The organism is Flammeovirga sp. SubArs3 (assembly GCF_947387565.1).
Classification (GTDB): domain Bacteria; phylum Bacteroidota; class Bacteroidia; order Cytophagales; family Flammeovirgaceae; genus Flammeovirga; species Flammeovirga agarivorans.
In genome coordinates this window covers 466,070-488,320 of sequence record NZ_CANDOA010000002.1, presented here as the reverse complement: position 1 = coordinate 488,320, position 22,251 = coordinate 466,070, and the positions used below count along the sequence as shown (strand labels likewise).

The following is a 22,251-nucleotide window of genomic DNA, read 5'->3' as shown; positions in this document are numbered from 1 at the left end:
AAGTATCACTCTATCTCTAAAAAAATAAGCAGTTACTGACATAATAATAACTATGAAAAAGCTCTTAACTATTTCTTCTATTTATCTAATAGGCTTTTTATTCTCCATTAGTTTTTCATTTGCCGAAAGCTATAATAACGTAAAACCTTTACTTGAAAGGTATTCCTCTATTGATGATTGGGAAAACCCGAATAATTGGTCTCCAAAGGTGGTACCCAATAAAGAAAGTTTTATTTCTGTAAAGGAAAAGTTTTTCATTATCGACTTTAATACAAGGTCTCATCATATTTCTGTTAAAAATGTAGATGTCCCTGCTGGGTCAGAATTTACTATTACATCCAAAGGTTCACTTTTTATTACGGAAGAACTTTTTGTTAATCCCAAAAGTGCCATCATAGTAGAAGGAAAGTTAACCGTACAAAAAGCTATGATTCATTGTTCATCAGGAGAGTTCACTTTAGAACGTATTGGAACAATCGATGCTCATGAACTTTTTATCAAAATTGATAATTATGATGCTGAAATCAATGGACATATCTCTACTACATATTTAGACCTTCATTTCTACAGTAAAGATGGAACACTTAGAATTGGAGATGAAGCTGATATTAGAGTACAAAGTGAGACTATCGTAAAAAATAAATATAAGGATAATGTTGTTGGAGACATCTCCAATATTGTAACCTATAGTTGCGACGGCACTGATAAATTTTGTAAATGGGTTACCCCCTATCGTTTATCCTTACCCACTATTGTTGACTTTTTTGATATAGAAATAAAAGATAATACAGCATTTTTATATTGGGAAACAGCCAACGAGAAAAACAGTTCTCACTTTATTTTAGAAAAATCTAATGATGGAGAGAATTATAGAGAGTTAGGTCAGATAAAAGCAAGTGTAGATACTAAAGAGGTAACGCCTTACGATTTTCAAGACTCTAGTTTTAATGATTCAAAAGATACTTATTATCGATTAAGAGTGGTTCAGAATGACAATGAAGAATTTGTATGGGTGAGACATCTACTTGCTGAGCATGGTGATAAAGAAGAATATGGTATTGCTAAGGTAGATCCCAATCCAACCAATTATAAGCTTACAATAAATATGGAGATGGATCAAACTGATGATTTAGACATCAAACTACATCATACAGAAAATGAATCTGTTTGGGATATTAAACCAAATATTGAGGAAAGCAATGCTATTTTTGATGTTCATCATTACCCTGCCGGTCCCTATATTTTGAAGGTCAAACAGAAAGAAAAATTAATCTATTCCGGTAATGTTATTATTTATGCAACAAAGAGTCGAGGTGATATAAGAAATAGTCAAGTAAATGTTGTAGAAGAAGAATAACATTACTTCAGAATGGTACAACAACATAAATTAAGGCCACTCATACAAATAATGAGTGGCCTTTTATATAATTCTGTGTACTGTAATGAAATAACGATACACAAAAAGAATCGCTACAATTACTATAATGAAACAATAAAAAAATCATTCTAAGATAGACTTATCACATTAGAATGACTCTTTATTTAATAAGTATAAATGAAGTGAACAAATTGAAAAATAACGCGTGAAATTAAACTGTAGATAGCATTAGTGCTTGAAAAAGTATCGACTATCTCATTCTTTTCTGTTAGATCCTAATTTGTTTCACAACGTAGAAATTGACTCAAGATAATATTAACCCATTATTTTATTCAAAATCAATTTCTATTGAATAAGAATATAAAGACTTATTTATATTGAACTGAAAATTGGATTAAACAGGTGTTACATTGTGACTCCTGTTTTTTTTATGTCTAAAATCTAAATCCTACCGATAAATCTACATATCCTTTAGAAGAAGAATCAACAAAAGTCGTATAAGCAGAAGAGTAATTACAGCTCACAAGGATTGCTTTGAATAGAAATCCAAAACCCACTTTTACACCAAAATCTACTGAGTTCTTATCCTCTATAACAGTTCCATAATCTAGTGTCTTTTCTGGGGTAATAAACGCACCGACACCTCCATGTATAAACGGGCGTACAGTCGACTCCCATGGATAGTATCTCACTATAGGGATCAAAGATGTATACATCATATCTGCTTCTGTTCCCGATAAATCTAGTGCTACATCTACCTGAAAAAGAAGATCCAATTTTGGTTGAATTTGATAGGTAGGAGCTAAAAAGAAATAAGCTCCCATAGTCTGACCATTTTCACTTTTATTGTTCAAATTGGTGACGCCTCCGCCTAACCCCATACGAAACTGGGCTTGGCTGGTTAAAATAACTCCTAGAATGAAGAAAAAAGTTAGTGTTAGTTTTTTCATGGATAAAGTTGAATGAAAGAGAAATAGAGTTTGATATTAGAAGTATAATCCGACGGTTAATTCCATCCCTCCTAAAACATACTCATCAAATTTACCTCCGTAAAGATAGTTAATTTGTAAGTTGAACATATATACTTTTGCCCCAAATCCACCTCTAAAGCCAAATTTCCAGAAATCATCTACTAATTCCGGATCTAAATTTGGGCCTGAACCTTTCAGGTAATAGGATTTAACTGCACCTAAACCTGCTTGTACATAAGGGTGAAATAGCTTTTCTTTATCTCTTGAAATCAATAGATATCTACCATTTACCATAATAGGCACCTGATACCAAGCCTGTGATAATGATGCATCCAATGGGATAGCGACAAAACCATTGATATTTGCCATTAACCCTGCCTCCATCTTATCATTAAATTCATGAGAAAGTTCTATATAAGCATTAAAACCTGTACTTGAAAAAGGAGACAAGTCGCCTACTCCCCAACTACCACCACCACCAATTCCGAAATGAAATTGAGCATTCGATAAATGAAAGAAGAATAAGAATGGAAGGAGTAATAAATATTTTTTCATGTTTTTATGAAGAGAAGGGTTTATAGCTTATAGACAGTATCTAGCATTGAAAAGGGTTTGCTTTAAATACTCTAATACAAATTAAAAGTATTTCCTTAAAAAGAAAAGAGATGAACACAGTAGTATCCATCTCTTTCCTAGAATATTTTTGAAATCTATTTTATTCTGATGATTTCGGAACAAGGCTTAAGAACTCTTTGCGAGTTGCTTCTTCCTTAAACTTACCAGAAAAATGAGAAGTAACAGTTGCACTGTAAGTATCTTCAATACCTCTCATGGATACGCACAAGTGTTTTGCATCAATAAGTACTGCAACATCTTCTGTTCCTAAAGTTTTCTTCAAGTCTTCAGCAATTTGTACTGTCAAACGCTCTTGTACTTGAGGTCTTTTAGCATAATGCTGCACTATTCTATTGATTTTTGATAATCCGATTACCTTACCATTAGAGATATAAGCAACATGTGCAAAACCAATAATAGGTACAAAGTGATGCTCACAGTTAGAGTAAAAATGAATGTTCTTTTCAATTAACATTTCATCGTACTTGTACTTATTATCGAATAACTTAATATCTGGTCTATTTTCAGGGTTTAAGCCACTGAAAATTTCTTTTACATACATTTTTGCTACACGATTTGGAGTTCCTCTTAAACTGTCGTCAGTTAAGTCTAATCCCAAAACGTCCATAATTTCCTTAAAGTGAGAAGAAATTTTCTTGATCTTCTCTTCATCAGATAATTCAAAAGCATCTTTCTTCATAGGAGTATCATAAGACGTTCCTATGTGATTATCCCCAATTTCATCTATATCTGATTCTCTATATGTCTCAATACCATTTCTTTCAATCAAATCAGATTGAAGGGTATTCAACGAAGTTCCGTTCTGTTTCATATAAAATTACTTTTAGGTCAAATTTATCTTCAAGCTGATCTTTCAAGATCTTCCAAATCACAACACAAATATTTTCTGCTGTTGGATTAATTGAAGAAAACTCGTCCAACTCTTCGTTTAAATTTTTATGATCAAATTTATCCAAAACATGCTCTTGAATGATGTCTCTAAGAACTTTCATATCAATCACATATCCTGTGATAGGGTCAATCTCTCCCGTTACTTTTACGGTGAGGTTATAATTATGACCATGATAATACGGGTTATTACATTTACCGAAGATCTTTGCATTTTCTTCTGCAGATAAATTCGGGTTATGAAGACGATGTGCCGCATTAAAATGTGCCGTTCTTGATACTGTTACTTTCATTAAATCTTTTGTAATCTCCTTGTAGGATATACGACGAAAAATTATGTATCAAAAAGGAATTCACAAAGTTACAAGAGAAGAAGCAATTATCTATAAACAATCTAAATTAGTTTAAGAACATTATCACAAATGATGTTGCAACACATAAAAATAACGTATAATACTTCTGTTATACTTTAAAAATCTCCCTTTCAATAACCATAACCGTAGAAAAAATAAATTGTTTAGTTAAAACAATAATTATAATTTTTCATCGAAGTGTTTAGTTGGTATTTTTGTGCACACAAATTACGTAGCAAATGACTATCACACAAATAGAATATATTATTGCTGTAGATCAATATCAAAGTTTTTCTGCAGCTGCCGATGCTTGTTTTGTCACTCAACCTACACTGAGTATGCAAATTAAGAAGCTCGAAGAAACCTTAGATGTAGTTATTTTTGATAGAGGAAAGCAACCTATTATTCCCACAGAAATTGGTAAAAAAATAATTGAACAAGGAAAGATAGTATTAGCTGAATCCAAAAAGATTGATGATATCATTTTACAACATAAAGGGGAAATAAGTGGTGAACTTAAACTAGGAGTAATTCCTACGTTGGCTCCATACCTCCTACCTTTATTTGTTGGTGAAATCTCAAGGAAGTTCCCAAACCTTCAGCTTACTGTAAAAGAATTACAATCTGAAGAGATTATCCATCAGTTGAATAAAGACCTAATTGATGTCGGATTGCTGGTTACTCCAATTAATGAAGCAGGAATTTCGGAGCGTCCATTATTTTATGAGGAGATCATGGTGTATACCAATCCTACCTATAAATTTGAAAATCAATTAGAAGTAAGTCTTAATGATGTTGCGTCTCCCGATATTTGGTTATTGAGCGCTGGGCATTGCTTTAGAGATCAGATGATTAACCTTTGCTCTTACCAAAGGACAAATAAGATGAATAGTAGCCTACCTATTTCGTATGAAAGTGGTTCACTTGAAACGCTCATTCGCCTAGTAGACCGAGAAGGTGGCTTTACGTTACTACCAGAACTGGCTACAGACCTTCTTCCCGAAGATGCAAAAGATCAAATAAGAACTTTCGCAGAAGAAAGGCCAATGAGAGAAGTGAGTTTAATCCATGCAAGAAACTTTGCAAAGGCAAGCTTAATTGATGCATTAGAAACAAGTATTAAAGATAGCGTACCTCAAGAAATGTTGACAAGAAACAGAGGTACTGTTGTAGAATGGAGATAAAATAAAAAGGGCAACTTTCTTTCTAAAAGTTGCCCTTTTTGTATTAATAATCTCCGTTATTAATAGCATTAAGATCTTCTAACTCTTCGAGACGAGATTCATGCTCATCGACCCACTTTGTTAAGTTGTACTCATCGTCAGGGTACAATTCATGATAAGGAACATATTCACTTCCTAATGATTTAAACCTTTCTGTAAAGTAAAGTTCTATCTGTCCAAAATTCAAACTGATATTCCTTGTCCAACTTTCGTAGTCACTTTGTGTTACTGCCTGCTGTGCTAAAGTTCTATTAATCCTAGCTTGCTCTTGTTCGCTCTGAAAACCTTGATCAACTTTCATCAAATCACTTTTCAGCACTTCATACAGCTGATATTCCTCTGGAGTAATATCAAATAGATTCTTCCCAAAGTACATTTCCCATAAATGCTCATCCGTGGGTGTTTGTTTCAATTTTGCCCAAATCGTAGGCTTCACCAACGGATCTTCAATCATTTGAGAATCGTCATAATATTGAGCATGAGCAGAAGACATGGATAAAATCCACATGCCACAAACAGTCGCAATTAACTTAAATAGACTATTATTCATACTCATACAATTAAAAAATAGGTACTTCCGTATTAATGTATACACTAAAACTGTAAGTTGAGTTTCATTGAACTCATGTACATAATAACAAAAATCGAAAAATAATGCCAAACATAAAAAATTAGTTTTTCAAATTGATTTATAAATTCAACGCCCTCAGTGAAACATATTTACTGAACGAATATTATATTTGTAAAAGAATAACAGAACTAACAGATTTTTTATAAGGAATCGTTCCAAACATTCAAAATTTAATATCAAATGACAGCAAAAGTGAATATTAGCAACAGACATCTTCAAAAATTGAATATGGCTCTTAAAGGTCAACTACATTTTGATGATGTGATGAAGACATTATATGCTACGGATGCCTCTGCTTACAGAGAGATGCCTTTGGCTGTCGCATTTCCTCAAGACGAAGAGGACATTAAAACACTAATTCAGTTTGCCAACGAGAATAATACTTCATTAATCCCTAGAACAGCAGGTACTTCTCTTGCTGGTCAGGTAGTGGGACATGGTATTGTTGTTGACGTATCGAGAACATTTACCAACATTCTTGAAGTAAATAAAGAAGAAGGCTGGGTAAGGTTACAGCCAGGTGTGATTAGAGATGAGTTAAACAAACATCTTAAAGACTATGATTTATTCTTCGGACCAGAAACTTCTACTGCCAATAGAGCAATGGTAGGAGGTATGGTTGGAAATAACTCATGTGGATCTAACTCTGTAAAGTACGGAAGTGCAAGAGATCACTTATTAGAAGTTCGAGGCTTTTTAAGTGATGGTTCAGAAGCTGTCTTTAAAGAAGTGACTCAAGAAGAGTTTGAAGCTAAAACCAAATTAGATACTCTTGAAGGACGTCTTTACAAAGATGTACAGGAGATGCTTGCTCCTGCCGAAGTAAGAGAAGAAATCGCAAAAGAATTTCCTAAACCTTCAATTCCAAGAAGAAATACAGGATATGCCATAGATCTATTAGCAAGAATGCAACCTTTCGATTCGAATGGCAAGCCTTTTAACTTCTGCGAATTGATTGCTGGGTCAGAAGGAACTTTAATATTCATTACTGAAATTAAGCTTCACTGTAACCCAACACCACCAAAATATAAAGGTGTACTTTGTGCACAATTTGATTCAATTGACGAATCATTAAAAGCCAACCTTATTTCACTAAAATTTGACCCAACAGCGGTTGAGTTGATGGATAAATATGTTCTTGATTGTACAAAAAACAGTATCGAACATAGTAAAAACCGCTTTTTCTTAGACGGTGATCCTGCAGCAGTATTGGTAACTGAAATCTCAAGAGACTCTGAAGAGGAAATGAGAAAAGTCGCCAAAGAACTGGAAGAAGCTTTTAAAGCTGCAGGTATGGGACATTACTACAAATTAGTAGAAGGTAGTGATGTTAAAAGAGTATGGGACCTAAGAAAAGCTGGGCTTGGTTTATTATCAAATGTACCCGGTGATCCTAAAGCAGCTCCTGTAATTGAAGATACAGCTGTAGATGTAGAGGATTTACCTGCGTTTATTGCCGAATTCAATAAAACTTTAGATAAATATAACCTGACTTGTGTGCATTATGCACATGCTGGTTCTGGAGAATTACACCTTCGCCCTATTCTTGACTTGAAAGTAGAAGAAGGGAATAAAATGTTCAAAACCATTGCCGAAGAGATTGCGAAACTTGTTAAGAAATACAGAGGTTCTCTTAGTGGTGAGCATGGCGATGGTCGTTTGAGAGGTGAGTTCATTGAATTCATGGTAGGAGAAAAGAACTTTAAACTCATTGAAAGAGTAAAACGTTCTTGGGATAATGACAATATTTTCAATCCGAATAAAATTGTCGATACTCCTCCTATGAATGAGAGTCTTCGTTTTATGCCTGGTATCGAAACACCAGAAATTAAAACAACACTAGACTTTTCATACGAACAAGGTATCATTAGAGCCGCTGAGTTCTGTAATGGTGCTGGAGCTTGCCGTAAAACAGAAAAAACTGGTGGTACCATGTGCCCTTCGTACATGGCTACTAGAAATGAAAAGAATACAACAAGAGCAAGAGCCAATATATTAAGAGAATACTTAAGAGCTCCTTATGAAATCAATCGTTTCAACCACGATGAAATTTATGAGGTGATGGATCTTTGCTTATCTTGTAAAGGCTGTAAATCTGAGTGTCCTTCAAATGTAGATATTGCAAAATTGAAGGCAGAGTTCTTACATCAATATTACCAAGCAAACGGTGCTCCTTTAAGAGCGAAATTGATTGCTAATTTCCCTAATTTGACACAATTAGCAATGCTTACTCCTGGTTTATTTAATCTTATGATTAGTAATCCACTTACAGGAAGTATTTTCAAATCAATCACTGGTTTTGCTCAGGAACGTTCTGTTCCAAAAGTTCATAAATTCACTTTCAAGAGCTGGTTGAAGAAAAGAACTCAGAAGAAATCTGAGAAGAAAATGGTTTACATTTTCTGTGATGAGTTTACTAACTTCAACGATACAGAAATTGGATTGAAAACAATTGAGCTATTAGAAAAGCTTGGATACGAAGTACACTGGCAACCACATGTTGATAGTGGTAGAACATATATCTCAAAAGGTTTCCTTACAGAAGCTAAGGATTTAGCTTGTAAAAATATCGAGATGCTAAAAGACTACATCACAGAAGAGACACCACTTATTGGTATCGAGCCTTCTACGATTATGACTTTTAGAGACGAATATCCTTCAATTGTACATACTCATCAAAAAGATGATGCTAAGAATTTAGCTGAAAACGCATTAATGATCGATGAGTTTATTGCTAGAGAAATGAAAGCAGGAAGAATCACTGCAGACCAGTTTACAGAGGAGGAAAAGTTGATTAAGCTACATACTCACTGTCAACAAAAAGCAACAGGTACTCAGGTAACAGGAAAGCAAATGTTGAGCTTACCGAAGAACTACAAAGTTCAGATTATTCCGTCTGGATGTTGTGGTATGGCGGGATCTTTTGGTTACGAAAAAGAGCACTACGAAATCTCTATGCAAGTAGGTGAATTGGTACTGTTCCCAACTGTAAGACAGCAACCTGAAGACGTAATCATTGCAGCTGCAGGTACAAGTTGTAGACACCAAATCAAAGATGGTACTGAAAGAACGGCACTGCACCCAGTAGAAATCCTCCTGGACGCAATAAAATAATTGAATACAAAATATATTTATATAGAAAGGCGGTCAGTTGATCGCCTTTTTTCTTGCTCTAAATCCAACCTATTGATTAACATTATATAGGTAACAATATATATACGATCAATTGATATTTATTCACCAAAAAGAACAAAAAAAGGATGTTTATATGCGTTAATAAACACAAGTGTATCAGTGTTGCTTTTTTACTTTTGTGGACCTATTAAAAATACTGCCTTTGATTCTTTGGAATGGATATAGAAAAACAGAACATACTAATTACTGCCCCCAGGAGTATCATTAGTGCTTCGGTAATGCATAGAGCCATCAGAAGTGATGACTTTAATGTATTTACTGGACAGCGAAGTGTAATCTCCAATAAAGATGTTACGTTTAGAACACTAGACTTTCATCAAGCCTTTACTTATCGAGATGCTTTAAAAGATATCGATGTAGTATTTCTGTGTGTACCAGATTCTTACAGCTCATTTGATAAAATTCACTATCAAAACTTCATCAAAGCTTGTGAACTATCAAACATTAAAAAAATAGTGATGTCTTCTATTTTTAACGCCCAAAAAACATGGTATTTACCTATTGGGAATGTTGAAAAAATGCTAGAAGAAAGTCAGTTAAACTATAGTATAATCAGAAGTACGGTATTTATGCAGAATCTGATTACTTACTTTAAAAGTGACATCACAAAAGACCAAAAATTGTTTGTTCCTAACTATCAGACCAAGTTAAATTGGATTGATGCTTTAGATGTTGCAAAAGTGATATTAATGGCGGCGAGCGATCATCAATTGTTTAAAAATGAGATTGTAACTATCACTGGACCTCAGAATAAAAACTTTATGGAAGTGACGGCTAAACTTACCGCATCACTACCTTTTGAAATTGAACATAGCAATAAGTTACCGACCTCTTTAAGGGGAAAGTCTTGGAAAGATAAATTGATTTTATTTTTTCTTCCTGCATTGATTTTAATTTCTAAAAAAGTAAAGCCAACTAATCAATTTGAAGAAATTACAGGACGACCACCTCGAACATTAAGTGAGTTTATTATGAGAAAACTCCCCGAGTTGATGCCTGAAAAAGAGAAAACAAAAAAGCTTACATTACTGTAAGCTTTTTTGATATTATTTCATTTCTAAATCACAAAAATGAAATTTGGAATGAATATGATTTCCGTCCGCATCTTTGTAATTGTATTCTCTTACCAACTTATCACCAATTTTAAACGGAATAGGTTTTGAAAAGATAGGTCCATCGTAAACAAAGGTATGAAACTCTCCTTTTTCTCCACAAGGATCTACACCGTCAGGAAGTTCATTATAAAAGTCCATATCCAATGTTCTTCCTATGAATTTATCACCCAACTCATCATTTACAGCTACTGTTACCGCTTTAAAGCCTGCATCTACAAAATCTTTAAACAACTGATGAGTATCGCCTCCCCATAATGGAAAATTACATGTTAAACCAATTGCTCCCATTTGGTCCTCTCTGTACTTTCGCAAATCTTCTAAATAGATATCACCTAAAATAAGGTCTTTGATTCCATCGTTAACAAAAGGTTTAAGGTGAACCGCTAATTCTCTATCATAAGTGTCGTGAGTGGCATCTTCTTCTAAAAACATTTTATGCAATGGCAAACCGATAGATTCTGCCTGTAAATCCAGCAGTTCTTCTCTTACACCATGCATACTTATTCTTTTGAATTCTGCTGATAATGATGTGAATAATCCTTCGATATTCCACTCTTTCATGGCCTTAAACAATGCAAATGACGAATCTTTTCCCCCACTCCATTGAAATAGTGCTCTTTTCATTTCCTATATCAATTATTTATTTCTAATTTTGATCATCAAATTGACGGTAATTTATGAAAAGCATCTTAAATATCACCCCAAGATATATCATCTTATTACGATGTTGTTGATTCTCAGAAATCAATACTTGACCCCTTATGTCAAGTAAAAATTACCATTCCCTAAATTTTAGAAATTATACTTTTTATTGGAAAACACTTAAAAGAGGTCTCTCGGTTTGAGTCTTTCTTTACAGCTTTGTGTCAATTCCAATAGAATTTACCATATAAAAATTGCGAACATGCAACCAGATTTAAGAAAAAAACTAAAAGTTTATAACACACTTTCAAGAAAGAAAGAGCTTTTTGAACCTCTTAATCCTCCTTTCGTAGGAATGTATGTCTGTGGCCCTACCGTATACGGTGATGCACACCTAGGACATGCCCGTCCTGCCATTACTTTTGATGTGATCTTTAGATATTTAAAACACCAAGATCTTAAGGTACGCTATGTTCGTAATATTACTGATGTAGGACACTTGGTAGGTGATGCGGATGAAGGTGAAGATAAAATCGCTAAAAAAGCAAAGTTAGAACAAATTGAGCCTATGGAAGTGGTACAGTACTATACTGATCGTTACCATAAAGACATGGATGCTTTAAATGTTCTTCCTCCTAGTATCGAACCAAGAGCTACAGGCCACATTATTGAGCAAATAGAAATGATTCAAAAAATCATGGAATCAGGGTATGCTTATGAGTCTAATGGATCGGTCTATTTCGATGTTGTAAAATACAATCAGGACAAAGAGTACGGCGCTCTATCGGGTAGAAATATCGATGAAATGCTAGAGGGAACTCGTAACCTAGATGGTGTAAGTGATAAGAAAAACCAAGTGGATTTTGCACTTTGGAAAAAAGCTGAACCAGAGCATATTATGCGTTGGAATTCTCCATGGTCTGAGGGTTTCCCTGGGTGGCATCTAGAATGTTCTGCAATGTCTGCTAAGTATTTAGGAAATCATTTTGATATTCATGGTGGCGGAATGGACCTCAAGTTCCCACATCACGAAGCTGAAATTGCTCAGTCTAATGCTTGTAATCATGTAGAGCCTGCGAAGTATTGGTTACACAATAACCTCATTACGATCAACGGTCAGAAGATGGGTAAGTCTTTGGGTAACTTTATTACTTTAGAAGAGTTATTCGAAGGCAAACATAAGTTACTAGAGGAAGCTTATTCACCAATGACTATCCGTTTCTTTATTTTACAAGCACAATACCGTAGTACTTTAGACTTCTCTAATGAGGCACTTCAAGCTGCCCGCAAAGGATATAGAAAAGTAATGAACGGTCTTCGTTTAGCAAAAAGTATGAAATATACTGCTGACGAATCTGTGGAAGTAAATGAAAAACAGGCTAAAAATATTGAAAGCATTATCAACTCTATTTATAGAGGTATGAATGATGATTTTAATACTGCAGTAGCAATGGCGGGTATTTTCAATTTATTAAAGAAAATCAATGCTGTTCATGCGGGTAATATTCCTGCTGCTCAATTAGGAGCACAAGCTTTTAATGATATGATCTCTTATTACATCACCTTTATTGAGGATGTACTAGGCTTGAAAGAGGAAACTCCTGATCATTTCTTCAGTGCTTTAGAATATATTCTTCAAGATTATGCGAAAGCAAAAGAAGTTCGAGACTATGATAAAGTGGATGCTATCCGCGCTCAGTTAAAAGACATGGGTGTAGTAGCTAAAGACACTAAAAATGGTGTAGAATGGTCTTATGACGAAGCTTAGTCTTTATCATAAAATGGAATAAATAAAAAACGAGTTCTGGAATTAATATTCTAGGACTCGTTTTTTTGTGTATAGGTGAAAATACATCGCCAAATCTATGAACTGAATAATGAAATCACAAGTGCATAATTGTTAAATTATTCATGCTTCAATTCCATTTCTTTTTTATATCTGCGGTAAGAATAAACAAAAGGGATAATTACAATAACTGCGATAGTTAACATAAACAGAGCAAAGCTTATTATTTTATTAGGAATTAAAGCTGTGAGTATCAAAACTACTCCTCCTACCATCCATATTTTACCTGATAATGCATGAGTTTCTTTCCACACCTGATCACTTTCTAAGGTCCAAGGTGTACGAATTCCAACAAAGTAATTAGGCCTAATGGTCTTGAAGTAATTCCCGAGCAGCATAATCATAATTCCGATACCTATAAAAATACCACTACCAAGATTTGTTGATTCATTGATTGCATGATAAATAATCATAAATGAAATCCATGACATCGTTCCTGTAATAATCCAATTCAAAGAGTTATACTTCCCTCCCATTTCCTTAATTCTCTTCTTTGGATCTATATAGGGTATTACTAAAAATAATAAGTAAGAGATCAATGGTAATATCACCACTAATGCGGCTAATTCTGATCTTTCTCCATATCGATCTACTTCTCCATAAACATTCCAATGCATTGGTACTTTTTCTGGTAATTTATCCCATATAAAAGCGGTATACGCCATAGGAGCAATAACAACTAAGAGCAATAGCAAGTCTTTTTTTAGAGTTTTCATGATAGTTATTTTTTAAGTGTAAGTACCCAAGAAAGCAGCTCTTCCACAATTGTAGTGTTCAAAGAATATTCAACAAACTGACCTTTCTTTACCCCCACAATAAGATCTGCTCTTTTAAGTATATCTAAATGATGAGATATGCTCGGTTTTGAAATATTAAACGCATTAGCAATTTCACCAGCATTCATATCTTTTTCTTTCAGCATTTCAATGATATCTCTTCTCGTCTGATCATTTAATGCTTTGAAAATCTGATTCATAGATTAATTTAAATATTTAGACAAATATCTAAATATCTAATTAATAAAACAAATACTATTTATTACATGACTAAAAAGATGAAAAAGTCTCAAACATTACATCAAATTAATTTTTTTAGTAAACAATTTTGAATATCAATAAGTTCTTTACATTATTGTATTATCCTAAGAAACATTTATTAATAATTTTATAAAAACCTATTTTGGCTTAACATTTATTTAATCACCCCGTATACTTGTAAATAAGTTTTCTTCATTTAAATCATTTTCTTACTGCTTCAATATTTCTACTTATGAGAAAATATCTACTTATAATGGCTATACTTACAGCTAGCTGTTTTAATTCTTTTGCCGCAGAAATCCTTTTAAGTTCTTCCATCACTGATGATTACACTATAAAATCAAATGATTATGGCATTCACAAAAGTTCTGGTGACGTAACCATTGACAATTCTGATGGCAATAATCACACATTTAGTGTTAGACTAGATTATAAATATGATTCTGATGATGAAAGTAATTCAGATTATGTTGTAGTTGCAGGAGATTTAATTATTGAAGCAAATACTGAACTATCAATTGAACAAGGTGTTTTGTTCATCGTTGAAGGAGATGTGATCGTACATGGAGATGCATCTTTCAAAAACCAAGGATATTTCGTCGTAATGGGAAGTGTTACTGGAACAGGTAATATTAATACAGGTAATGGTTTTGACGCCACACCAGCTTACATTGGAGGTTCAATTGGTAGTGGAATTACTGTTACAGGAGATGGAACAAGAGATACACCACTTAATATTGTAGAGCCTGATATAAGATCAATATTAAATTATGAAGTAACAGGGTGGGAAGCCGACTTACCCGTTGAGTTAATCTCATTTACAGCAAATTTAGATAAGGAGAACGTAACTTTGGAATGGGCTACAGCTTCAGAAGTTAATGCAAGTCATTTTGAAGTGATGAAATCAATAAATAAAGTGGATTGGGTAAGTATAGGAGAAGTGGAAGCCGCTGGTAACTCTTCAACCACTCAATATTACTCTTTCACAGATACTGATATTGTAAATAATAGTATGTATTACAAATTAGTTCAAGTTGACTTTGATGGTCAAACAGAAACCTTTGGGCCCTTATCTGTTTACCCTGAAGGTTTGTTATTTAACATGACAGCGACTATCTACCCTAACCCAGCAGTAAGTGATATCAACCTAATGGTATCTGGTTTAAATGAGGGGAATGATTTAAATATTTGGGTTATTGATAAAATGGGTAAAGTGATTTTTCAAGATAGCAACTCCATTGAAGCTTCATCATTTATCTATAAGTTAGATCAAAAATTAAGTCATATTACTCCTGGAAATTATATTGTGACCTTACAATCAGGTAATAATAAAATCTCTACAAGGTTTATAAAAAACTAAAGAGTAGAAGCAGTAAAAAAAGAGCATTGATATTAAATCAATGCTCTTTTTTTGTCAATTATTATCAATCATTATCGACAATACATCTATAACTTGTCAATTGTCATTGTTATAATTCACACAAAATCTTTTTCTTTGCAGACTCATTGGAAATTATTTATGGAATTTACAGCAATCGACTTTGAAACGGCACATGGTGCTAGGTGGAGTATTTGTCAGGTAGGTATAGTAAAAGTAAAAAATGGGGTTATTGTAGACCGATACGAATCATTAATTCGTCCGCCAGATAATCGATACCATTCTTTTAATACATCTATACATGGTATTACACCAGAAATGACAATAGATGCCCCTAGCTTCTATCAGGTTTGGGATGAAATTATCCCATACATTGAGGGTCAGTTGATTGTTGCCCATAATGCTGGTTTTGATGTAAGTGCATTAGAACAAACATTGGAATTATACGATATTGACGTTCCCGTTTTTGACTACGACTGTACTTACAAAAGAACAGGAGTAGCATTGGATGATGTTTGCTATACCTTTGGTTGGGAGTTAAAACACCATGATGCTTTGGCAGATGCAGAAGCATGTGCTAAATTGTATATAGAATTACACAGGGAAAGAGAATTACCTGTATTCGAAAAAAATCCATTTAAAAAGAAAAAAGGTACGAATCCATTCAGAACTCAATTGTCTGGAGATATCTTAAAGCCTGATTTTGAAAATGCAGATCCAGAGAGTCCTTTCTACAAACAGAAAGTAGTCATTACTGGACTTTTTAACCAATGGGAACGCTACGAACTAGCTTATAAATTAAAAGGGCTAGGAGCAAAAATAAATACGAATATTTCTGGTCAGACCAATATGGTATTGGTAGGGAGCGATCCTGGACCTAGTAAGCTAAAAAAAGTGGATATGTACAACCAACAAGGCAAACATATCCAAAAATTAAATGAGCAAGACATCAAAGAAATTTTTGAAGTCTTAGAAGAGTAAATACTATTAAAAATGAACCTTGGATTATATTCTGTTGTAAAGAATTTAATCAAGTACTTGTATCTGAAATTTGTATTCTACAAAATTGAGAAGAACGGTTGGGAAAATATTCCCGATAATAAACCTATTATCTTTGCTGTAACACATCCTCTTATGTATGTGGATGCTGTGGTACTTGGTTGTTCTTTTAATAGACCGCTACACTTTATTACCAAATCAACTGTTTTCAATACAAAATTTAAAAGATGGCTATTTGGTAAAATGAACATGATCCCTGTAGTTAGAAAACAAGATGGCCCTAAGGGAGGAAAGTTTTCCAATAAAGACATGTTTATCAATTGCATAAAAACGTTAGAGCAGAACAATTGTATCCTAATATTTTCTGAAGGCACTAGTATTTGGGAAAGAAAACTAAGAGAATTAAAGACGGGGACAGCTAGAATCGCTTTAGAAGCTGAAAATGAGAATGATTTTAATCTAGGTGTTCATATCGTACCTGTCGCCTTAAATTATACTTATGTTACGTCTTATTTCCCTAGTGTTTCCATTGATGTAGCTCCTGCTATAGATGTACATCAATACAAAGAACAATTCAAGGAAAATCCATCCTTGGTGGCTAAGGAAATCACCACAACAATTAGAGAACGTATTCTTGAGCGATATTTTACGATTGAAGATTCATCACATGAGGATTTAATAAAAGATGCTGTTGTGATGTATAATGAAACGCCTAAAGAAGGATGGTCTAGGAAAAACTCATTAAAAAAGTATTTTGACAGATTGATTGCCGCCGAGCATATCATCCAAAATACTAAAGATCAATCCACTTTAAATGCTTTAAAAGAAAACATTATAAACTACAATCATCAGCTTAAAAAAAGGAAAATACAAGATTTCAGTTTGTGGAAAACGAGAGTAAGCTGGACCGCTCCCATCACTTTATTGCTAAGAATGGCGCTTCATCTTGTTGTACTACCTATCCAAGTAAGTAGTTGGTTATTTAATTATGTTCCTTATAAGTTTAGCAAGTTTTTAGCTCAAAAAACATCTAAAGAGGTAGAAGTTTGGGGAGCAAATTTGATTGTCTTCTTGGCTTTCTTTTTTAGTATTACTTACCTAATTACTATTGGAGTAATCCATTACTTTTATCCATTGTCTTGGTGGGTTAGAATTGTGCTACTAGTACTTTTCCCTTTCTTTACTTATGTATCTTTCTTTATGCATGAAACACAGAAGAAACTATTTTCTGATGTACGCTTAGCATATTTGTCATACAATAAAAAGAATGAGTTTAACTCCATCGCTACTTTAAGAGAAAGGATTATTTCCGATATTAATACCATTATTGAAGCCACTGAAGATGAAGAAAAAATATAAACTAGGATTAGTTCTGTCTGGAGGAGGAGCTAAAGGGTTAGCTCATATTGGTGTTTTATTTTACTTAAAAGAGTTGGGGATTGTACCTGATGCTATTGCAGGAACTAGTGCAGGCTCTATGGTTGCTGCCATGTATGCTTATGGCACTCCATTAACGCAGATGCATAATTTCTTTCATGAAACGGACTTATTTCAATGGAAGGCAAGAGGTTTCTTTAGAAATAATTTTAGCGTAAAAGGAATTGTAGACCCTCGATCTTTTAAAGATCAGCTTCAAAAAATGATTCCTCATGATGACTTCTCCAAAACACAGAAAGATCTCTATGTTGTAGCAACCAATATGCAAACTGCCGAGGAAAAAGTCTTCACATCAGGGTCTATTACAGAAGCTGTATTGGCCTCTAGTGCCTATCCCTTTGTTTTTGCTCCCGTTGAAATTGATGGTGCTATTTACAGTGATGGTGGTATCCTAAACCATTTTCCGGTAGATGTTTTGAGAGAACAATGTGAAAAAATTATTGGAGTATATGTCTCTCCTATTCGCGTTTACGAAAAAGATGAACTTCAAAATGTACAACAAATTGCATTGAGAGCGATGTCTTTAAAAGGTGACAAGGCCGAATTAGCGAAATTAAATGACTGTGATATAGCAATATTCCCTCAAGATTTGATTAAATTTAGCACATTCGACACCGATTCTAAGAAATTGTATGATATCGTAGAAATCGGTTATGAGGAAGCGGAAAAACATCACGACGAATTGATTCACCTGAGAAAAGAATTACAGCAATAATACACTGCTGTTATTTTCACTGATTAACATGTGGAGACCTTTTAAAAAAAATCGCTCTAAGAAAGAGAACAAAACTGCCAATCTATTACTTCTTGAGGCTCAAGATAAGCTTGAACTTCAAGGACTTCGTCTTGATGATCAAAAATTCCGACTGATTTCAAAACTGAAAAACCTCAAAGAACAATATCAAACAACAAATAAGGAGTTAAAAAAATCTTTGTTTGAATTAAAAGGTCAACTTACACAAAACAATCAGGAAAGAGCTGTTCATCTGAATGCTTACGTTAGTACCTTACAAAATGAGCTCACCAACTACGAAACTCTAGCACATACTATTGAAAATGAGTTATTAGGAGTTCGAAAAGATCAATCTAGGCTCAATCATCAAAAAGAAAGTTTAGCGACACAATTACTTCTATTACCCAAAGATTGCCCTATCGAATCTTTTAGTGTCGAGGAGTTTTTAGATAAAATCTATACGGATGCCCTCAATGCGACGTCAGAAGACAATGACCTTGTAAATATGGAAATCACGTTAGCGCTTGAAAATAAAGAAAGTACTCATTCTATTTTCAATCCGTTCTCTACCCAACAACCTACAACTATACATTCTATTCAAGAGAAACAAGAGAAAATCAATCAGTTTTTCCAGAACCACCATACTCCTAATAATCAAACGAGTAGCAACAAGTTTAGCAACTTCTTTACCACGGATGCTGAAAAGGAAAAGCAAAAAAAGATTGATGACTTTTTTAATAGAAAAGATTAGTTGACACAACAATAATAAAACAATAACTTTATAGTAAAGACGTTCTTAAAGAACAAACTTAATTTTCAAAAATTCACTATACTCATGGGTATCAACCTCTCAAAAGGCGGTAAATTCAATCTTTCTAAAGATTCTTCCTCATTAGATAAAATTATGTTAGGGTTAGGTTGGGATTTGATTCCAGGCAATACCTTAGATTTGGATGCATCTGTATTCATGATCAATAATAAAGGAAAGATCCCTGCTGATGAATTTTTCGTTTTCTTTAATAACCTAAAATCACCTGACCAAAGTATTGAACACACAGGAGATAACAGAACCGGTAAGGGTGATGGAGATGATGAAATGATTCTTGCTCATCTATCAAAAATTTCAGATGTCATTGACGAACTTATCTTTGTAGTAACCATTCATAATTCAGAAGTATTGAGGCACCACTTTGGAATGCTTCAGAATGCTTATATTCGAATTGTAGATATTGACACACACAGAGAAATTTGTCGCTATGACTTAGATAAAAAGAATTTCGATAAGTTTACTGATATGGAATTTGGTAGGCTTAAACGAGTAAATAACGAGTGGAATTTCATTGCTTCTGGAAGTGGCTCAAAAATTGGTTTACAAGGTTATGTAGATCAATATACTACCTAAATATCTTTTTTAAACTTGTACTTTTAAACTGAATAAAACATATGGAACTGAGTAAAAGTTCTGGAATCTCTCTAAAGAAAGGAAGTAAAATTTCCTTGTTAAAAGATGATGGCGGTAAACTAGAATACCTACGCGTAGGTGTAAACTGGGGAGCTATTCAAGGTAAAGCACTATTTGGACTTATCAACCATCAGGTAAATGTAGATTTAGATGCATCTATTAGTGCTTTTGATAGAGAGATGAATGAAATTTATACTGTCTATTACAATGAACTTGTATCGCCTGACGGTGCTGTAACACATACAGGAGATGACTTAGTGGGTGATGCAGGGGAAGATGATGGTTTAGACAACGAAACCATTCAGATTCATCTTAATGAAGTACAACCGGATGTAGATCAGATTTTCTTATATCTTAACTCTTACAAAAAGCAAGATTTTGCCACTATCCCTTTTGCAGAAGTAAGAATGTATACAAAAAATGATGTATTGGCCACATTCAATATGGCATCTAACCCGGATTATGCAGGCTACGTTTCAATGATTATGGGTAGACTGTATAAGATTGAAGGTAACTGGAAGTTTGAAGCACTAGGAGAACCGATCCAATCGAAGGATATTGAAGGGACGATCACCTATTTACAGATAAAATTCGGATAAAGATAAATCGCTAGTAAATAGTAGTATTTCCTACTTATTACTAGCGATTTTTTTATTTAAGACAGCCCTTCAATTTCACCATCTACAAATCTGATTTGATTGGCCTGAGGTACTTTTGGTAATCCTGGCATACGCATAATACTACCCGCTCTAGCTACAATGAACCCAGCCCCAGAGTTTATAATAAGATCTTCAAAATGAATATCGAACCCTCCTTCTGGTGCATTTAATATCTTCGCATTATCGGTAAACGAACTTTGTGTTTTAGCAATACAAACCGGCAAGTTTGTTAAACCGTACTTTTCAATTCTCTTTAGCTTTAACCTTGCTTTGTTGTCCAATTTTATTCCATCTGCTTTATAGATATTTTTGGCAATCTTATCTAGTTTATCATAGATACTATCTTCCAAATCATAAGTAAATTGCAATGGACCAGAAGGTTTTTTCTCGATTAAATCTACTACTTTATTCGCAAGGTCTACTGCACCTTCTCCTCCTTCAACAAAACTGTTATTGATGGCAAACTCAACTCCTTGTTCTTTACACCAGCCTTCTACAAAAGTCATTTCTTCCTTTGTATCAAATGCATATTGATTGAAAGTTACCAATACAGTTTGACCAAATCCTTTCATATTTTCAATATGACGTTTAAGGTTTGGTAATCCTGCTTTTAGACCTTCTAAATTTGGTTCCTTAATATCTTCTAGTGCAACTCCACCATGTAACTTTAATGCTTGTGATGTAGCAACAATAACTGTTAGTGCAGGACTAATTCCAGCATTTCTACACTTGATATTAAAGAATTTTTCTGCTCCTAGATCAGCTCCAAATCCTGCTTCTGTAATTGTATAATCCGCATGAGACATACACATTTTTGTGGCTAATATTGAATTACAACCATGAGCGATATTTGCAAAAGGTCCACCATGAATAAATGCAGGCGTATTTTCAGTAGTCTGTACTAAATTGGGGTTAATCGCATCCTTCATTAATACTGCAATAGCTCCCTCAATACCTAGATCTCTAACGTATACTGGTTGATTATCATGATCAAAACCTAAATAGATATTCCCTACTCTTTCTTGTAAATCCTCTCTGTCTTTAGCAAGACAAAGAATTGCCATTAATTCAGAAGCCGGAGTGATATCAAAGCCCGCTTCAGCCACTTCACCATTGACAAACCCTCCAAGGCCCGTAACGATATTTCGTAAACTTCTATCATTTACATCCAATACTCTTCTCCAAAGTACATTTTTAAGATGTTTGCCTTCTGCTCTATGAAAATGTTGATGGTTATCTACCAATGCTGAAATCATATTATTAGCAGAGGTCACTGCATGAAAGTCTCCGGTAAAATGAAGGTTGATGTCTTCCATTGGTAAAACTTGAGCATGACCACCACCGGCAGCCCCGCCTTTCATCCCAAAACAAACCCCTAAAGAAGGCTCTCTTAATGCAGGAATTGCGTTCTTTCCTATTTTTTGTAAGCCTAATGCTAAACCTACAGAGGTTGTCGTTTTTCCGATTCCAGCCCTTGTTGGTGTAATGGCAGTAACAAGAATTAGCTTACTCTTTTTTACCTTTTCTTCATCAATAGCTGAGTAAGGAATTTTTGCCATATGATGTCCATATGGGATTAAATTTTCATCAGTAATTCCTACTGAAGACGCTATTTCACTGATTCTTTTTAATTTGGTTTCGCGAGCAATTTGTATGTCTGTTTTCATA

The 22,251-nt window shown here is 34.1% G+C and carries 21 protein-coding genes; 12 read left to right on the top strand and 9 right to left on the bottom strand.

The window, feature by feature from the left end:
- The first annotated feature begins 52 nt into the window (after nt 1-52).
- Complete coding sequence (locus tag QL232_RS06525) at nt 53-1,357, top strand: hypothetical protein (RefSeq protein ID WP_281613518.1); 1,305 nt, start codon at nt 53-55, stop codon at nt 1,355-1,357.
- Between the two features lie 455 nt (nt 1,358-1,812).
- Here QL232_RS06525 and QL232_RS06520 read toward each other — a convergent pair whose 3' ends face one another.
- The 4 genes from QL232_RS06520 to QL232_RS06505 form a co-directional block, all read right to left on the bottom strand.
- Nucleotides 1,813-2,328, bottom strand: coding sequence for a hypothetical protein (locus tag QL232_RS06520; protein WP_281613517.1), 516 nt, complete (start codon nt 2,326-2,328; stop codon nt 1,813-1,815).
- Nucleotides 2,329-2,364: 36 nt separating this feature from the next.
- Nucleotides 2,365-2,904: a hypothetical protein gene (locus QL232_RS06515; protein WP_168880647.1), complete on the bottom strand. Its 540-nt coding sequence runs from the start codon at nt 2,902-2,904 to the stop codon at nt 2,365-2,367.
- A gap of 160 nt (nt 2,905-3,064) precedes the next feature.
- Nucleotides 3,065-3,796 carry a GTP cyclohydrolase I FolE gene (folE, locus tag QL232_RS06510; RefSeq protein ID WP_168880646.1) on the bottom strand — a complete coding sequence of 244 codons (732 nt, stop codon included), beginning with the start codon at nt 3,794-3,796 and terminating at the stop codon, nt 3,065-3,067.
- Entirely contained in the window at nt 3,756-4,166 is a 411-nt protein-coding gene (locus tag QL232_RS06505) for a 6-carboxytetrahydropterin synthase (RefSeq protein WP_168880645.1), read from the bottom strand. Before QL232_RS06505 ends, folE begins: the two co-directional genes overlap by 41 nt.
- Nucleotides 4,167-4,465: 299 nt before the next feature.
- Here QL232_RS06505 and QL232_RS06500 point away from each other — a divergent pair, with 299 nt between their 5' ends.
- The gene (locus QL232_RS06500; RefSeq protein ID WP_168880644.1) at nt 4,466-5,410 is read left to right on the top strand and encodes a hydrogen peroxide-inducible genes activator; all 945 of its coding nucleotides are present in this window, start codon (nt 4,466-4,468) and stop codon (nt 5,408-5,410) included.
- A 43-nt stretch (nt 5,411-5,453) separates the two neighbouring features.
- Here QL232_RS06500 and QL232_RS06495 read toward each other — a convergent pair whose 3' ends face one another.
- Nucleotides 5,454-5,999, bottom strand: coding sequence for a hypothetical protein (locus QL232_RS06495; protein ID WP_281613516.1), 546 nt, complete (start codon nt 5,997-5,999; stop codon nt 5,454-5,456).
- Nucleotides 6,000-6,260: 261 nt separating this feature from the next.
- Between QL232_RS06495 and QL232_RS06490 the strand changes: the two genes are divergently transcribed.
- Nucleotides 6,261-9,194 (top strand): FAD-binding and (Fe-S)-binding domain-containing protein, encoded by a 2,934-nt coding sequence (locus tag QL232_RS06490; RefSeq protein WP_281613515.1) that lies wholly within the window; start codon nt 6,261-6,263, stop codon nt 9,192-9,194.
- Between the two features lie 236 nt (nt 9,195-9,430).
- The gene (locus QL232_RS06485) at nt 9,431-10,309 is read left to right on the top strand and encodes an NAD(P)H-binding protein (RefSeq protein WP_168880641.1); all 879 of its coding nucleotides are present in this window, start codon (nt 9,431-9,433) and stop codon (nt 10,307-10,309) included.
- 12 nt (nt 10,310-10,321) lie between these two features.
- Here the strand turns inward: QL232_RS06485 and QL232_RS06480 are convergent, their stop codons facing one another.
- Complete coding sequence (locus QL232_RS06480) at nt 10,322-11,014, bottom strand: diphthine--ammonia ligase (protein ID WP_281613514.1); 693 nt, start codon at nt 11,012-11,014, stop codon at nt 10,322-10,324.
- A 280-nt stretch (nt 11,015-11,294) separates the two neighbouring features.
- On the opposite strand from QL232_RS06480, the gene cysS reads away from it, so the two are divergent.
- Complete coding sequence (gene cysS, locus QL232_RS06475; protein ID WP_281613513.1) at nt 11,295-12,800, top strand: cysteine--tRNA ligase; 1,506 nt, start codon at nt 11,295-11,297, stop codon at nt 12,798-12,800.
- A 137-nt stretch (nt 12,801-12,937) separates the two neighbouring features.
- On the opposite strand, the gene QL232_RS06470 is transcribed toward cysS, so the two are convergent.
- Both QL232_RS06470 and QL232_RS06465 read right to left on the bottom strand, forming a co-directional pair.
- Nucleotides 12,938-13,594, bottom strand: a complete 657-nt coding sequence (locus tag QL232_RS06470; protein ID WP_281613512.1) for an SdpI family protein — start codon at nt 13,592-13,594, stop codon at nt 12,938-12,940.
- Between the two features lie 5 nt (nt 13,595-13,599).
- The gene (locus tag QL232_RS06465; RefSeq protein WP_168880637.1) at nt 13,600-13,854 is read right to left on the bottom strand and encodes an autorepressor SdpR family transcription factor; all 255 of its coding nucleotides are present in this window, start codon (nt 13,852-13,854) and stop codon (nt 13,600-13,602) included.
- Nucleotides 13,855-14,168: 314 nt separating this feature from the next.
- Between QL232_RS06465 and QL232_RS06460 the strand changes: the two genes are divergently transcribed.
- The 7 genes from QL232_RS06460 (at nt 14,169) to QL232_RS06430 (ending at nt 20,523) form a co-directional block, all read left to right on the top strand.
- Entirely contained in the window at nt 14,169-15,275 is a 1,107-nt protein-coding gene (locus tag QL232_RS06460) for a T9SS type A sorting domain-containing protein (RefSeq protein WP_281613511.1), read from the top strand.
- 159 nt (nt 15,276-15,434) lie between these two features.
- Nucleotides 15,435-16,274, top strand: a complete 840-nt coding sequence (locus QL232_RS06455; RefSeq protein ID WP_281613510.1) for an exonuclease domain-containing protein — start codon at nt 15,435-15,437, stop codon at nt 16,272-16,274.
- Between the two features lie 12 nt (nt 16,275-16,286).
- Nucleotides 16,287-17,651 carry a 1-acyl-sn-glycerol-3-phosphate acyltransferase gene (locus tag QL232_RS06450; RefSeq protein WP_281613509.1) on the top strand — a complete coding sequence of 455 codons (1,365 nt, stop codon included), beginning with the start codon at nt 16,287-16,289 and terminating at the stop codon, nt 17,649-17,651.
- Complete coding sequence (locus tag QL232_RS06445; RefSeq protein WP_281613508.1) at nt 17,635-18,444, top strand: patatin-like phospholipase family protein; 810 nt, start codon at nt 17,635-17,637, stop codon at nt 18,442-18,444. The genes QL232_RS06450 and QL232_RS06445 overlap by 17 nt, the downstream gene beginning before the upstream one ends.
- 28 nt (nt 18,445-18,472) lie before the next feature.
- Nucleotides 18,473-19,213: a hypothetical protein gene (locus QL232_RS06440; RefSeq protein ID WP_281613507.1), complete on the top strand. Its 741-nt coding sequence runs from the start codon at nt 18,473-18,475 to the stop codon at nt 19,211-19,213.
- 84 nt (nt 19,214-19,297) lie between these two features.
- The gene (locus tag QL232_RS06435) at nt 19,298-19,864 is read left to right on the top strand and encodes a TerD family protein (RefSeq protein ID WP_168880632.1); all 567 of its coding nucleotides are present in this window, start codon (nt 19,298-19,300) and stop codon (nt 19,862-19,864) included.
- A gap of 41 nt (nt 19,865-19,905) precedes the next feature.
- Nucleotides 19,906-20,523: a TerD family protein gene (locus QL232_RS06430; RefSeq protein ID WP_168880631.1), complete on the top strand. Its 618-nt coding sequence runs from the start codon at nt 19,906-19,908 to the stop codon at nt 20,521-20,523.
- 56 nt (nt 20,524-20,579) lie between these two features.
- Here QL232_RS06430 and QL232_RS06425 read toward each other — a convergent pair whose 3' ends face one another.
- On the bottom strand, nt 20,580-22,250 hold the full coding sequence (locus tag QL232_RS06425) for a formate--tetrahydrofolate ligase (RefSeq protein WP_281613506.1): 1,671 nt from the start codon (nt 22,248-22,250) through the stop codon (nt 20,580-20,582).
- Nucleotide 22,251 lies beyond the last annotated feature (1 nt).